This window comes from Arthrobacter sp. DMZ02-1R, from assembly GCF_057747935.1.
This window is the reverse complement of the sequence record NZ_CM173230.1, coordinates 1,514,586-1,529,546: the sequence shown is the minus strand read 5'-3', so window position 1 is coordinate 1,529,546 and position 14,961 is coordinate 1,514,586. Positions and strand designations below refer to the sequence as shown.

Here is a 14,961-nt window from a genome sequence, read left to right as displayed (position 1 = left end):
GTCTACTGGCCCTGTTCCTTGTACTTGGCTTCAGTGGCTGACTTCTGGGGACGCCACCAGGACTCGTTGTCCCGGTACCAGGCGATCGTGGCTTCAATTCCGGCGTCGAAGTTGGAGTATTGCGGCCCCCAACCGAGCTCATCGCGGAGCTTGCTGGAATCGATTGCGTACCGGAGGTCGTGGCCCGGCCGGTCTACGACGTGGTCGTAGGCATCGGGCGACTGGCCCATGTGCTTGAGGATGAGCTCCACAACGTCCTTGTTGTTTTTCTCCCCATCAGCGCCGATCAGGTAGGTCTCGCCGATCCGGCCTTTTTCAATGATGGCCAGCACGGCGGAGGAGTGATCGTTCGCGTGGATCCAGTCGCGGACGTTCTCGCCCTTGCCGTAGAGCTTGGGCCGGATCCCGTCGATCACATTGGTGATCTGGCGCGGGATGAACTTTTCCACGTGCTGGTACGGGCCGTAGTTGTTCGAACAATTGCTGATGGTGGCTTGCAGCCCGAAGGAGCGCACCCAGGCACGGACGAGCAGGTCTGAACCGGCTTTCGTCGAAGAGTAAGGGCTGGAGGGGTTGTACGGCGTCGCTTCCGTAAAGCGCTCGGGATCGTCCAGCTCGAGGTCACCGTAGACCTCGTCAGTGGAGATGTGGTGGAACCGCTTGCCGTGCTTCCGGGCGGCTTCGATCAGCGTGTACGTCCCGATGATGTTCGTGTCCAGGAAGGGACGGGGATCGTGCAGCGAGTTGTCGTTGTGGGATTCGGCCGCGTAATGGACCACAACGTCGCAGTCTTCAACGAGCTTGTCCACGAGCTCCGCGTCCGAAATGTCACCCTGGACAAACTGGAACCGCTCTACCGGCAGACCGCTTAAGGATTCCAGATTGCCGGCGTACGTTAGTTTGTCAAGGACCGTGACACTGTCCACAGTTCGTTCTAGGACGTAGTGGACAAAATTCGAACCGATGAAGCCGGCACCGCCGGTGACCAGAAGTTTCTGCATGGGAACAGCCTACCGAACGCCACGCCAAGGGCGGTCAAGATCGCAGGCGCACCCTGCGTACGGCCTCGAACACGAGGCGGAGGATCATGAACCGGGCTTTCACGATTCTTGAAAGGGAACGCCAGCCCGCCGGCGTCTGATTGTCGTCGTGCAATCGTCGGAGCACTGTCGACTCATCAAGGTGGCAAATCGACCGCGCAACATTGCCGCAAATGGCCAGCCAAAGGTCGTGGGATTCATTGACGTACGCCGGAATCGGCACAAAGTAGCTGAGCGCATCCCGGCGGATACCCATCGCGCATCCGTAGTAGGCCCGGTACCCGATCAAGATCGCAAACAGATTGGCCAGGTGCCGCCGCGAGTCCGAGGACCGAAGCCGTGGAATCCACGGCCTGGCTCCGCCCCCGAGGACGTCGAAGTTTCCCGCAACGATCTTGTGGTCTGCCAACGCACCCAGCATGAGTTCGACGCGACCGGGAATCCATACATCGTCTTGGTCGGAAAGCATGATGAATTCGCCCAGGCTCAATTCGACCGCCTGTTCGAACGTCCGGACATAGCCTTTGTTGACGGACGCGCTGACAAAACGGAGTCGCGGATCATCGATTCCCTTGACGATCGCGGCGGTGTCGTCTGGGGACGCGTCGTCTACAACAACCAATTCATCGTTGGGACCAAGATCCCGGAGGATGGAGTCAATCTGTTCCTCGATGAAGAGGGATCCTTTGTAGGCCGCCAGGCAGACACTCACCCGGATCGGCTGCCCATCCGGCGTCGTCGAATCGTTCATGAGCTCCACTCTAGGCGAGTTACCAAAAGGTAAGCGGGCAGGCATCATCGCGTATCATCGTAAAGTCACGCCGTCGAGCAATAGGACCTACCAGTAATGAAACCCGTGTTGCTTCGACTCGCTGGCTTCACGCTGCTTCCTCTTCTGGCGTTGGTTCTACCCTTCCTTCTGCTGCCTGTCATTGCGCGCGTTGTAGGGGCCGATGGTTGGTCGAGCATCACATCCGGCCAGGCCATCGGAGTCTTTGGGGCCACGATCATCCTGTGGAGCTGGAATATTTCAGGCCCGGTGGCCATCGCGCGGAGCCGCTCTCCGAAGGATCGCGCGTCGATCTATTCAAGAAGCATCCGGACTCGGATCATCATTGCCCTGGTTGTCTTTCCGCTCATGAGCATCATCGTGGCCCTCGTCGCACACGATGGCTTTCGCCTCGACGCGATTACGATGGCATGGGCCACTGCCCTCACCGGATTTTCCCCGGCCTGGTTCGGAATCGGCACTGGACAGCCGCGGATATTGGCCATCTACGACACCCTCCCCCGCTTTTGTGGAGCGCTTCTCAGCGTTCCCGTCATTGTTGTCACCGGGCAGGTCTGGATCTATGGCGTGCTTGCCCTCCTTGCGACCATTGCGGCCTCGATTGCTTTCCAGCTGCGATTTGGTGAGGCAGGGACGTGGTTTCCCAAGCGTCCGGGGAAAGTCATCCAGGAGATCGTTCCCGAAACGGGGACAGCGGCCATCAACTTCACAGGAAGCGCCTACGCCTCGTCCCCGGTTCCCATCGCCACTGCAACAGTGCCAGTAGCTACAGCGACGGCCGGTTTCGCTTCGGCGGACAGCATCTACCGCTTCGGCCTCTTCAGCGTTGTGGCTGTCGGGAACACTTTTCAGAGCTGGACCCTCGAGGGAAGCCCAGAGGACTCCCGACGACGGCACGCGGTGGCGCTGTTGACGCACCTCGCACTCGGGGCCGTCGGGGCGCTTGGATTGGGTTTCCTTGGTCCGTGGGCTTCAGCGATTCTGTTCAGCGATGCAAACAAAGCGGACACCGTGACCTCGGTCTTCTACGGGATTTCTTTCTTCTTCCTCTCGGCTTCCACGCCCTTAATTAGAAACCTCCTCATTCCCGCTGGGCACCAAAGAACTGTGCTGTTGTGGACTGGGATGTCGGCGGCGGCCGGAGTCGTGTTCATGCTTGTGGCCGGCCTGAGCACAAATGTTCCGGGTGTCGCGCTGGGAATGGCCATCAGCGAGGCGTTGCTCTTCTTCGGCCTGCTCGCCCCAGCGTCCAGGCTCCTGCCTGCCAAGGCGCTTCCGATGAGTGTGGACAGGTAGGATCGTCTCCGTGATTGAAAGTCCACAACGACGAACCGCAGCGGTCATCGCCGCGTTCAACCCCGACAATGAATTGCTCACCAATGCCGAATCCATCGGGGTGCAGGTTGACGAACTCATCGTCATCGACGACTGCAGCACCTCCCCGGCGTCGGAATCGATCTTCGATCGCCTTTCCCAAACCGGAGCAAGAGTACTGCGATTGAACAGCAACTCCGGAATCGCAGCCGCCCTGAACCGCGGACTGGAGGAACTTGAAGCGACCACCCACCCGGATTTTGTGCTGACTTTTGACCAGGACTCGCTGCCAGTCCCGGATTATGTCGCAAATGCGCTCGCGACTTATGACCGCGCAACTGCTAAGGGACAAAGAGTGGGCTTCGTGAGCGCGGAGACATTCAGCGGGCATCGCGTGCCGGCTCTCGGAACCTCCGGCGAATTGTCAGAGGCTTTCGATCCCATGCAGTCCGGGTTCTTCATCCCGTATTCCACCTTGGCCGATGTCGGCAACTTCGAGACTGGCTTCTTCATCGACTGCGTGGATTCCGAATTCACCGCACGGGTGAGGTCAGCCGGTTACAGAATAGTCATCGGGGAAGGGTGCGAAGTTGGTCACCGCCTCGGAGCGCGCCTCCCCGCGAAGGTGCTCGGGCGGCCCCTTCGACTTCGCGGTGATGATTTGTCTTTCAACTACTACTCGCCTTTTCGGATGTACTACATCATGCGCAATGGGACCACCCTCGCCCGCAGGTACTGGCGCCGCAATCCGGCATGGGTCATTCGGCGCATGCTGGAAGACGCAAAAGCGCAACTTCTCCGCTTCGCGTTCAGCCCGGATCGACGGTATCTAGCGATCGCCGCCTGGGAGGGGCTTATCGATTCATGCCGCGGGCGGCAGGGTCGCATTAGCCCGGATCTCCTCGACCGCATCCAGCCACGATGACATTTAGGAGAACGATGGAAATTCATGACTCAACGCGGGTCCTGGTCATCATGCCAGCCTGGAATGAAGCCGAGTCAGTTGGCGACACGGTGCGCGAAGTTCTTAGTGTCGGACGTCCCTACGACGTGCTTGTCGTCAATGATGGCTCCACGGACGACACCGCGGAACTTGCTGCCGAGGCCGGAGCGACGGTTCTGAACCTCCCCTTTAATCTGGGCGTCGGTGGCGCAATGCGTGCCGGCTTCAAGTACGCTAAGCGCCTGGGCTACCGCCAAGTGATCCAAGTCGACGCCGATGGGCAGCATGATCCGCGGAACATCGGCGAAGTCCTCGCCGGCCTGGAGCATGCCGACATTTCGATTGGCGCCCGGTTCGCGGAAAAGGGCGAATACAAAGTCAGCGGTCCTAGAAAATGGGCAATGCAGTTCCTTGCAAGGGTCATTTCCGGTCTGGCAAAGACGCGCCTCACAGATGTGACATCCGGATTCCGGGCTGCCAACCGCCGAGCCATTGACCAGTATCTGGACCACTATCCGGCAGAGTATCTGGGCGACACAATCGATTCCCTTGTTGTAGCCATCCGTTCGGGGTGCAAGGTGACGCAGATCCCTGTCGCGATGCGCCCACGCCAGGGCGGAACTCCTAGCCACAACCCTGCCAAGGCAGCGGTCTACCTAGGCCGCTCCACCTTCGCTCTCCTCTTCGCGCTAACCCGCAAGAGGTCCACCATTCCGTCCGTATCACCATCGGCCCAGGGGGCTTCCTAATGGGAAATCTGGCTGCCTTCCTCCTCGCCTTGGCGATCGTGGGGATCGTTTTCGAAATGCTCCGACGCAAGAAGCTTCGCGAGAAGTACGCTGCGCTTTGGCTCGTCGTCGGGACTGGAACCCTTGTCCTTGCTGCGTTCCCCCGATTGCTAACCATTGTTGCCGAACTCGTTGGCGTTCAGCTGCCATCAAATCTGCTGTTCATTATCAGCATCCTGCTGCTGTTGGGTGTGTGTCTGCACCTGTCTTGGGAAATCTCCGTCGTCGAAGATGAGACCAGGACATTGGCTGAAGAAGTTGCGATCATGCGGGCCCTCCTAGAACAACTTCAGGGCGCAGAAACCACAGAGGACGATACTTCAACTCCCTCCAGCCCGAAGTAAGGAACCGAATGGCCCTGGACATCTTCATTCCCTATTGGGGGGATCCTGACTACATGCGGCAGGCGGTCGACAGCGTACTCGCGCAGGATTCGGACGATTGGCTTCTCACGGTTGTGGACGATGCTTATCCGGGCGACGAGGTCCGTGAGTATCTCGAACAATTCAACGACCCTCGGATCACCTACATCCGCAAGGAAACCAACCAAGGCATTACGGAGAACTTCCGCACGTGTGTCTCGCTGGCGACGCAGGACACGTTGGTAGTCATGGGTTGCGACGACGTTCTCCTCCCAAACTTCGTCGATGTCGCCCTCGGCGCACACCGGGACTTTCCAGACGCCTGGATCATCCAGCCAGGTGTCGAAGTGATCGATGAAGCCGGGGATTCCGCACGGCCGATTGTGGACTTCGTGAAGCAGCACTTGGTCAAACCTCGCGGGTCCGAAGCGAGGGTGGTCAGGGGCGAGAAGCTGGCAGTCAGCCTGCTCCATGGCGACTGGCTCTACTGGCCCTCCCTGATTTTTCGGCGCGACAAGATAAGCGACTTCGATTTTCGCGACGGCCTCCACGTCATCCAGGATCTTGGGTTGATCATCGATATGGTCTTGGCTGGCGCCGAGCTTCTGATCGAGCCAGAGGTGTGTTTCGCGTACCGCAGGCACACCGGCAGTGCTTCCTCAAGAAAATTGCTGGATGGTTCCCGTTTCGCCGGGGAGCGCGGATACTTCAAACTTGCCAGCGACCTTTGCACGAAGAAGGGTTGGCGGAAGGCATCGCGAGCGGCGGACTTACGCCTCACTTCCCGGGGCCATGCTCTCGTCCTGCTTCCCAGCGCAGTATTGCACGGCGGCCCGGCGGCTGTAGGTTCCCTCCTTCGCCACACTCTTGGAAAATAGGTAATTCGACGTGCAACTCGATATTGATCCGTCGAAGCGGCTGAACCAAGTTGCCGCCGTTGTCACAGCTTTTCGTCCTACGCCGCACTTGGTCGAAAACGTCTCGTCCCTCCTTCGCCAGCTAACCACAGTAGTAGTCGTCGACGACGGCGGCGGGCCCGGTTTCGACCACATCTTTGACGCCGCGTCCGCGGCGGGTGCGCTGGTACTGCGGCTCGAAGAAAACTCCGGAATCGCATCAGCCTTGAATGCGGGGATCGACCTGGCACGCACCAGGTCGGTCGACTACATCATCACGGTCGACCAGGATTCGCTCCTGACGGCCGAGTATGTTCAACAACTAATGGAAGCCGCTGAATCTGCCACGGCCGCTGGGATCACCCCTGGCCTCGTATCGCCTGCGCGAATCCACGGCAATCCCGTCAAGACCGCAGGCTCGAAATCCGGGGTTCAGCTGGGACGGGAACCGATTCAATCCGGATTGCTGATTCCGGTTTCAACCCTGGATACGATTGGCAACTTCTGGGATGGGCTGTTCATTGACCTTGTGGACACGGAGTATTACTTCCGTGCCCTCGATGCAGGACTACCGACAGTACTGGCAGATGCCGAGTTCGACCATTCCCTGGGCTCATTGGTAGATGCGAATATCTGGGGCAAAGACATCAAGTTCCAGGACCAGACCCTGAAGGTCCGGATCGCGGCTTCCTGGCGCTATTACTACATATTCAGAAACAGGATTCTTGTAGGTCGCCGATATGCGAAAGTGCATCCGGGGTGGGTCGCCGGCGGCCTGTTGTTGGACGTGAGGCATCTCCTTTTCGTCACGGCCTTGGCACCGGGCCGCGCTGCCCGGCTGCGGTCTGCGTTAAGGGGCACAATCGACGGCATCCGCGGCCGGAGTGGAAAAGCGCACCTCAGCTAGGAGTTCAGTGCGGGCCCTTGGCCAATCGCCGGTTTTGCCGCGGACTCGAAGGTAAGGGATGATGGGGACCATGCGTGGAATCATTCTTGCCGGTGGCACCGGCTCTCGTCTGCATCCGATTACTCATGGCATCAGCAAGCAGCTGGTCCCGGTGTATGACAAGCCGATGATCTACTACCCGCTCTCCACGCTCATTTTGGCGGGCATTCGAGACATCCTCGTCATCACGACGCCCCACGACGCCGAACAGTTTCAAAGGCTTCTTGGTGACGGTTCCCAGTTTGGCGTCAATATTTCCTACGTCCAGCAGCCTTCGCCGGATGGACTGGCCCAGGCGTTTATCCTGGGCGAGGAACACATCGGAAATGAAACCGTAGCCCTCGTTCTGGGGGACAACATCTTCTACGGACAGGGCATGGGAACGCAGCTGCGGAAACATGCAAACATCGACGGTGGCGCGGTCTTTGGCTACTGGGTAAAAGACCCCAAGGCCTACGGAGTGGTCGAATTCAACGAGGATGGCAAAGCCATCTCGTTGGAGGAAAAGCCGGAACACCCCAAATCGCACTATGCGGTTCCCGGCCTTTATTTCTACGACAACGACGTCGTGGAGATCGCGAAGAACCTGAAGCCTTCGGCCCGGGGCGAGCTCGAAATCACGGACATCAACCGGACGTATCTCGAGAACGAAAAACTCCATGTCGAGATCCTTCCGCGGGGCACGGCCTGGCTCGACACTGGTACTTTCAACGACCTAAACGACGCCTCGAACTTCATTCGCACGGTGGAGAACCGCCAAGGCCTCAAGATCGGGGCCCCTGAAGAAATCGCCTGGCGCCAAGGGTTCCTTTCAGACGATGAGCTGCGTGAGCGCGCCGCGCCGTTGGTAAAGAGCGGTTACGGAGCATACCTCCACGGCCTGCTGGAAGGTTAGTCCCCGCGCGTGTGGTGGTCGGTCCTGCCGCAGCTGATCGGTGCTGCCCTGTTGTTGGTTTCGCCCGGTCTGCTCGTGGCCTTGGGATTACGGTACCGAGGATTTGATGCGCTGGCGTTGTCCCCTGCTCTGTCGGTAGGCGTGATCGTCATCGCCTCGACGGTGAGTCCGTTCTTGAATATCAGGTTCAACCTGGTTCCGGTGGCCGCTTTGGCCCTGGCCCTCGGCGTCGTTGCCTGGTTCCTGTCCCGTTCCCACAGGGGCGCGAGCACAGGCATGATCGTGAGATCCAGCCTTTGGCGGCGGGCCATCCCCTTTGTCTCCGCCGGACTGGCGATGGTCGTAGTTGGTGCCCGGGTCATGCAGGCGGTCGGCGGTCCCGAACATTTCTCGCAGACATACGACGCCGTCTTTCACCTCAATTCCGTCAAGTACTCCCTTGACACCGGAAACGCCTCGTCGCTGACGATTGGAAACATGACGGGCGGTGGGTTCTATCCTGCTGGCTGGAACGCGGTGGCAAGCTTGGTCGCCTCCACATTTGCGTTGGACGTTCCTTCCGCAGTGAATATCGCCAACATCGTCATTGCCGCGTTGTTTTGGCCACTGAGTTGCCTTTTGATGTCCCGATGGGCGATAGGCCGCTCTCCTGCTGTGGCTCTGGCCGCGGGAATTGCTTGCGCCTCCCTCGGCGCCTTCCCGCTCTTGATGATGGATTTTGGCGTCCTGTACCCCAATCTGCTGTCAATCAGCGTTTTGCCAGGCTCGATCGCGCTCGCTGCGGCGATTTCCCGCGTCGCCCCTGCCTGGGTGCCTCGCGATCTGCCCGCCCTCCTGGCACTCATACTGAGTTTGTCCGGACTTCTCGTGGCACATCCGACCACCTTCATGGCGTGGCTGACGTGGACCGCCCCCATGGCAGCGGTCCTTGCTTGGAAAGCCATCCGGCTACGCCGAGGAAATTCGCAAAGCCTGCGACGACCTATCGCAGCGATGCTCGCCTATTGCGTCGTTTTTCTTGCGCTCTGGATCGTTCTCAGGCCGCCGTCTGGCGCTTCGTTTTGGGGTCCGTACCATACGGTTCCACAATCCTTGGGCGAAGCCCTGGTCTTCTCGCCGCTGGACTTGCCCACCGCTTGGCTGGTTGCCCCTTTTGCTCTACTGGGTGCTTGGACCTGCGTAAGACGGCCCCGGTACAGGTGGATCGTTGCCGTATTCCTGATCTTTACGGGCCTCTTCGTAGTGGTTTCGGGATTCCCGATTTCCAGGGTGAGAAGCCTTCTAACCGGTGTTTGGTACAACGACAGCTATCGCATCGCGGCGCTTCTCCCAGTCATCGCAGTGTTGCTCGCTGCCCTTGGCCTCGATTGGGTTTGCGAGAAAATCAAGGCTTCACCCAAGATTCGAACGGTCCTTGGAGCTGGGAACCCGAATCCAGCCCGGAGGACGGCACTCCGGTTGCCGGTTCAAGCCGGGGGAACGGTTCTTCTCATCATTGGCGCCGTGGTGATGGGTCAGGTGGGTGGAATGAACAAGGAAGTCGAACAGACCGCGTCGAAATACGCCTTGTCAGCCGATTCCCCCCTGGTTTCGACAGACGAGTTGGCAATCATCCAAAGACTGCACAATGTTGTCCCCCAAGACGCTGTCTTGATCGGGAACCCGTATACCGGCGCGTCCCTTTCTTATGCCCTGGGTGATCGAAAGTCTGCGCAACTTCACATCCTTAGCTACGTTTCCCCCGATCTCCAAGAGATATACGACCGCTTGGGGACTGTCTCAAATGACCCTGACGTGTGCCGGGCAGTCCGGAGCCAGCACGCGTATTATGTTCTCGACTTCGGAACGCTTGAAGTCCACGGCGGCAACCACACTCCGGCGGGCCTCACGCACCTGGATGTAAATCCGGGAGTTCAGCTCGTCGACAGCCAAGGGAACGCCAGGGTCTACAAGATTACGGCTTGCGGAAGCAATTGATCCAACGCGCCGCCGAGCCGCCCGGAAGGACACTAGCCGGGGCCGATGGGTTGCCGCTAGTCCGCCGACCGCCGTCGAAGTTCTTTCACCACTGCGTGCACTTCGCCGTCCATGATGATTTGGCCGTGTTCCAACAACACTCCGCGTTTGCACACCGAGGCCACCAGATCCAGGTCATGGCTCACCACGAACAGCGTCTTGCCCGCCGCCGCCAATTCGTTGATCTTGACAATGCACTTGCGTTGGAACGGCTCGTCGCCCACGGCCAGGATTTCGTCGATCAGGAAGACCTCAGGGTCTGTGTGGACCGCGATTGAGAATGCCAGCTTCAAGTACATGCCGGAGGAATAGAACTTGACCTCAGTGTCGATGAATTCTCCGATTTCGGAGAACTCGACAATAGAGTCGAACATGTCGTCGATCTGGCTTTGGCTCATCCCAAGGATGGCCCCGTTGAGGTAGACGTTGTCGCGGCCACTGAGGTCGTGGTGGAACCCTGCCCCGACCTCGATCAGGCCGGCCACCCTCCCCCGCGTATGCACAGTTCCCTCATCCGGTTGCAGCACGCCTGAAATGAGCTTCAACAGAGTTGACTTGCCCGAACCGTTGAGCCCAAGCAATGCGACCGTTTCGCCCTGTTCAACGTCAAGCGAAACGTCCTTGAGCGCGTCAAACTTCCTGGAAAGGTCCCCCTTGCGCCCGGTCAACAACCACACGATTGCTTCCTTCATGCTGCGGGTGTGCCGGAGCACGAACTTCTTCCGCAAATTCCGGCAGGTGATCGCTACGCTGTCGGAGACTTCCGTGGGTGCAGACATTTCAGAGCTCCTGGGCAAAATGAACGGACAGCTTCATGAAAACGAGCTGGCCAATCACGAGGACGAGTACAGCCACGCCAAAGGCAGACGGAAACCAGACGGTGAGCAGGTCCGGCGGCATGGCGATCGACACCGATTGCTCGGCGCTCAGCGTGGGTGACCAAAACGCCCAGTGGAAGATTTCGACGGCGACTGTCACCGGGTTCAACTGGTACAGGAAGAACCATGGACCCATGACGCGCTGGACCATAGGCCACACATAAAGGACCGGCGAAGCCCAAGTGACGATCATGAGAATCATGTCGACGATGTTCTCGGAGTCGCGGAAGTACACGTTCGCAGCACCGAACAACAGACCGAGCCCAGTGGAAAGGATCGCGGTCAAGATGAAGGCTCCAACGACGGCCAGAAGCTGCCAAATTGATGGACTCCAACCGCTCAGCAAACAGGCGCCGACCAAGACCACAACCTGTGGAAGCAGATGGGCGGCCGAAACCCACACGGTGGAGACCGGGAACAATTCCCGGGGCAAGTAGATCTTACGGATCAGGTCCCGGTTGTCGACAATGGAGCGCGTCGCGTTGCCTAGGGACTCCGTAAAGAAGTTGACCAACACGATTCCCGCAAAAAGATAGATCGCATAATTTGGGGTTCCCCTTTGCATGTCGAGGAACACTCCGAGAGCTACGAAGTAGATCAAGAACTGCATCAACGGCTTCACGTACGACCACAGAAGTCCAAGCACAGACCCGCGATAGCGGATCTTGATCTCTTTGCGGACCAGCAGTTGGAGCAGGAACTTGTGTTTGTAGACGTCAATGATGCCGCGGCCGCGACCCGGTTGGACCAAGTCGGTCACGGGTTGTGTCATTTAGTGGCCTTCCCCGTCGGCCAAGCCGAACGTCTTCTTCCAGGCTTCCATGGATGTGATCTCGGGCAGAGCCTTCCGGTATTGCTCCGCGAGCTCCTCCCAGTGGCGATAGAGATTGGCATGTTGTTTTCCTGCTTCTGCCAGCATGGCCTTGAGCTGCTCCGGGTCGCGCTTGTACCAAGAGGCAGCTGTGCCGTCGGCGTTGGAGACCACGACGCTGTCGTAATGTGCCAGGCGGAACCATCTGTTGTCGCGGTGGGCAAGGAAACCTTGGGGCCGCTCCGCCGCCTCAGGCGCCGGCTTTTTCATCAACTGACGGGCGACCGTGGTGACCCCCCACTTGACGAGGTCCTTTTTGTGGGGCAGCCCGATGGGGTTGAGGCCGGAAGGCCCCTGGCCCAAGGCCGGTGCAGGGAAGTCGTCCACGTTCTCGCGCATCTGGGCATCCGGGTAGTTGGACTTCATTGCATTGATTTCGCCGAGCTTAGTGGCGATATTGCGGTGCAAGTGGTCAGGTCCGAGGAAGAGGTCCCGTAAGGCGTCGAGGCGGGAGTGCTCGGTGAAGTACTGCATGGAAACCAAATGTTTGACGTCCGCTTGGAACGACTCCCGGATCACCCTGCCCCCCTTCTTGTAGGGGCTGTAAATGAGCGTCGTAATGAGGCGGTTCCGGCCATGGAAATATGCCTGCCAACCGACCAGGTCATCCTTATCGATCCAGGACACGTGCCAGACTGCGGCGCCGGGCAAGGACACAGTGGCAAAACCCGCCTCTCGAGCTCGAAGCCCGTACTCGGCGTCGTCCCACTTGATGAAGAGCGGAAGGGACAGCCCGATCTCGCGGATGACCTCGGTCGGGATCATGCACATCCACCAACCGTTGTAGTCAACGTCGACACGGCGATGAAGCCAGGGGGTTTGCCGAAGGTTCGCAACGCTGAAATCATGCCTCATCTCCATGTCCGCATGCGGCATGGCTGGCACAAAGCGGTACGGGTCCACCACTTCGCCGAACGTGTGCAGCACGCTGCGACTGTAGAGATCGAACATATGCCCACCGACGATAGTGGGCTTGCGGCAATGGTCCGAGAAAACCAGCAACCGGGAAATACTCTCCGGCTCGATGACGACGTCATCATCGAGCAAGAGGGCGTAGTCACTTCCGTTTTCCACAGCCTCATACATGCCGCGGGAAAACCCCCCGGAACCACCAAGATTGGCCTGGTCGATGATCCGCAGCTTGCCTCCGAGGGCAGACTTAACTTCGGCGAAGCCAGGTTGATCCGCGACTTTTTGTGTTCCTTGGTCCACAATGAGGATTTCCTGAACGTGTTCCAGTACCTCGGGATGCTCGGAAAGAATCCTGGCATTGTTCAGGCAGAAGTCCGGTTTGTTCATGGTGGTGATCTCCAGAGTCACCTTCCCCGGATTACCCTCGCGTTCCGCCCCCTGCCACTCTGCCGAATCTAGCGTGAGGTCTTCGCGGCTGGACGCAAGATCGAACCAGTACCAGCCGCCGTCGCCGAAGGGCTTGAGTGAGAGGTCGAACTCAGTGACAGAAGTTCCTTGTACCCGGGCTCCATCAACGCGCTGGAGGGTGCCCCGCGCGTTCGACTTGTAGACGGTGACGGTGCCGTGGCCTGTTGTCCGGACAACGAGACGGATCGATTGTAGGTCCGTCCAGCGCCGCCAGTAGCTCGCCGGAAAAGCGTTGAAGTACGTTCCGAACGAAAGCTGCTCTCCCGCGCGGAGCCTGACCGAACTCCTGGAGAGGACATCCTCGAAATGGACTTCCTCGCTGCCCGAGCTGACGAAGTGAAGTTTCTCCTCAGGCGGCTTAGGGTTCCTTGCGAATTCATCGTTTTCGCGCAAACGAATGCCGTTTGCCGGGCCAGCGTCGACGTACAGCGAAGTTGTGTCGATCTGGTCGTCGGAAGGCAGGATGACTCGCTGGAGTACATGCATTTTGCTGCTACTCACGCGTCCACTCCTCCGCTCTCAATTGCTGCGCCGCTTTCGAAATGCGGACGAATCTTATTGTCAAACATGGACAGCGCCGAGCCGATTGCCATGTGCATATCGAGGTACTTGTAGGTGCCCAGCCGGCCACCGAAAAGCACGTCCCTCTCTGCGGCGGCAAGATCCCGGTACTTGAATAATTTCTCCCGATCATCCGCGGTGTTGACCGGGTAGTACGGTTCGTCGTCCTTTTCCGCAAAACGGGAGAACTCCCGCATGATGACGGTCTTCTCCGTCTGGTAGTCACGTTCGGGGTGGAAATGGCGCGGTTCAATGATGCGCGTGAACGCGACGTCGTCGTCGTTGTAGTTGACAACCGATGTGCCTTGGAAGTCACCCACATCGAGGACTTCTTCTTCGAAATCGATGGTTCGCCACGACAGGTCTCCAGCTATGAAGTCGAAGTAACGGTCAACGGGCCCGGTGTAGACAACTGGGATCTGCCCTACGACTTTGTCCTTGGAATACTCGTGCGACTCGTCGAAGAAATCGGTGTTGAGCCGGACGTCAATATTCGGGTGCTCGGCCATCTTCTCGATCCACGCGGTGTACCCGTTGGTCGGAAGGCCTTCGTACTTGTCGTTGAAATAGCGGTTGTCGTAGTTATAGCGGACCGGAAGCCTGGAAATGATTCCAGCGGGCAAGTCCTTGGGGTCCGTCTGCCACTGTTTGCCGGTGTAGTGCTTGATAAACGCCTCGTACAGGGGGCGTCCGATCAGCTGGATGCCCTTGTCGTTGAGGTTCTGCGGGTCCGTTCCGGCAAGTTCGCCTGCTTGCTCCTGAATAAGTGCCCGCGCTTCGCCGGGCGTCAGGTTGGCCCTGAAGAACTGGTTGATGGTTGCCAGGTTGATGGGCAGCGAGTAGACCTCGCCCCCATGGACGCCGTACACCTTGTGAACGTAGTTGGTGAAAGTTGTAAATCGGTTGACGTACTCCCACACTCGTTCATTTGACGTGTGGAACAGGTGCGCACCGTACCGGTGGACCTCGATTCCGGTCTGCTCTTCCGTTTCGCTGTATGCGTTGCCTCCGACGTGATGCCGGCGGTCGAGGACAACAACCTTCAAGCCCAGCTCGGTGGCTGCCTGTTCTGCGATCGTCAGGCCAAAAAAGCCTGACCCGACAATGACGAGGTCAGCGGTCACAAAATCTCCTGGTTCGAATATGGCCAGCCCAATGGTGTGCATTGGCTGCAGGTCAAGCCTACCCGAGATAGCGCGCCCAATTGCCGCTGGGCCCTTTCTCCGCCCAGCGCGCGCGGTGTTTTCCACATAGGCCAACTGACCACGAACATCCAACCCT

General features: G+C 58.8%; 14 protein-coding genes. 8 read left to right on the top strand and 6 right to left on the bottom strand.

The annotated features are described in order from the left end of the window. Positions 1 to 2: 2 nt before the first annotated feature. Positions 3 to 1,001 (bottom strand): dTDP-glucose 4,6-dehydratase, encoded by a 999-nt coding sequence (gene rfbB / locus AC3ANQ_RS07365; protein ID WP_488304479.1) that lies wholly within the window; start codon positions 999 to 1,001, stop codon positions 3 to 5. A 34-nt stretch (positions 1,002 to 1,035) separates the two neighbouring features. Further along, positions 1,036 to 1,791, bottom strand: a complete 756-nt coding sequence (locus AC3ANQ_RS07360) for a glycosyltransferase (RefSeq protein ID WP_488304478.1) — start codon at positions 1,789 to 1,791, stop codon at positions 1,036 to 1,038. 96 nt (positions 1,792 to 1,887) lie between these two features. Here AC3ANQ_RS07360 and AC3ANQ_RS07355 point away from each other — a divergent pair, with 96 nt between their 5' ends. The 8 genes from AC3ANQ_RS07355 (at position 1,888) to AC3ANQ_RS07320 (ending at position 9,951) form a co-directional block, all read left to right on the top strand. Continuing rightward, the gene (locus tag AC3ANQ_RS07355) at positions 1,888 to 3,126 is read left to right on the top strand and encodes a polysaccharide biosynthesis protein (protein ID WP_488304477.1); all 1,239 of its coding nucleotides are present in this window, start codon (positions 1,888 to 1,890) and stop codon (positions 3,124 to 3,126) included. 10 nt (positions 3,127 to 3,136) lie between these two features. Continuing rightward, positions 3,137 to 4,069, top strand: a complete 933-nt coding sequence (locus AC3ANQ_RS07350; RefSeq protein ID WP_488304476.1) for a glycosyltransferase — start codon at positions 3,137 to 3,139, stop codon at positions 4,067 to 4,069. Positions 4,070 to 4,083: 14 nt separating this feature from the next. Then, a complete protein-coding gene (locus tag AC3ANQ_RS07345) occupies positions 4,084 to 4,836 on the top strand; it encodes a glycosyltransferase family 2 protein (RefSeq protein ID WP_488304475.1) in 753 nt (250 codons plus the stop codon). Beyond that, entirely contained in the window at positions 4,836 to 5,219 is a 384-nt protein-coding gene (locus tag AC3ANQ_RS07340) for a DUF2304 domain-containing protein (protein WP_488304474.1), read from the top strand. The genes AC3ANQ_RS07345 and AC3ANQ_RS07340 overlap by 1 nt, the downstream gene beginning before the upstream one ends. 8 nt (positions 5,220 to 5,227) lie before the next feature. Further along, positions 5,228 to 6,115: a glycosyltransferase gene (locus AC3ANQ_RS07335; protein ID WP_488304473.1), complete on the top strand. Its 888-nt coding sequence runs from the start codon at positions 5,228 to 5,230 to the stop codon at positions 6,113 to 6,115. Positions 6,116 to 6,125: 10 nt separating this feature from the next. After that, entirely contained in the window at positions 6,126 to 7,040 is a 915-nt protein-coding gene (locus AC3ANQ_RS07330; protein ID WP_488304472.1) for a glycosyltransferase, read from the top strand. 70 nt (positions 7,041 to 7,110) lie between these two features. Beyond that, complete coding sequence (rfbA, locus tag AC3ANQ_RS07325) at positions 7,111 to 7,974, top strand: glucose-1-phosphate thymidylyltransferase RfbA (RefSeq protein ID WP_488304471.1); 864 nt, start codon at positions 7,111 to 7,113, stop codon at positions 7,972 to 7,974. Between the two features lie 9 nt (positions 7,975 to 7,983). Further along, positions 7,984 to 9,951: a DUF6541 family protein gene (locus AC3ANQ_RS07320; RefSeq protein WP_488304470.1), complete on the top strand. Its 1,968-nt coding sequence runs from the start codon at positions 7,984 to 7,986 to the stop codon at positions 9,949 to 9,951. Positions 9,952 to 10,007: 56 nt separating this feature from the next. Here AC3ANQ_RS07320 and AC3ANQ_RS07315 read toward each other — a convergent pair whose 3' ends face one another. The 4 genes from AC3ANQ_RS07315 to glf are packed head-to-tail and all read right to left on the bottom strand — an operon-like array spanning position 10,008 to position 14,804. Beyond that, positions 10,008 to 10,769 carry an ABC transporter ATP-binding protein gene (locus tag AC3ANQ_RS07315; protein ID WP_265977135.1) on the bottom strand — a complete coding sequence of 254 codons (762 nt, stop codon included), beginning with the start codon at positions 10,767 to 10,769 and terminating at the stop codon, positions 10,008 to 10,010. Position 10,770: 1 nt separating this feature from the next. Beyond that, positions 10,771 to 11,640, bottom strand: coding sequence for an ABC transporter permease (locus tag AC3ANQ_RS07310; RefSeq protein ID WP_488304469.1), 870 nt, complete (start codon positions 11,638 to 11,640; stop codon positions 10,771 to 10,773). Next, complete coding sequence (locus tag AC3ANQ_RS07305; protein ID WP_488305278.1) at positions 11,641 to 13,605, bottom strand: glycosyltransferase; 1,965 nt, start codon at positions 13,603 to 13,605, stop codon at positions 11,641 to 11,643. An 11-nt stretch (positions 13,606 to 13,616) separates the two neighbouring features. Further along, a complete protein-coding gene (gene glf, locus AC3ANQ_RS07300) occupies positions 13,617 to 14,804 on the bottom strand; it encodes a UDP-galactopyranose mutase (RefSeq protein WP_488304468.1) in 1,188 nt (395 codons plus the stop codon). Positions 14,805 to 14,961 lie beyond the last annotated feature (157 nt).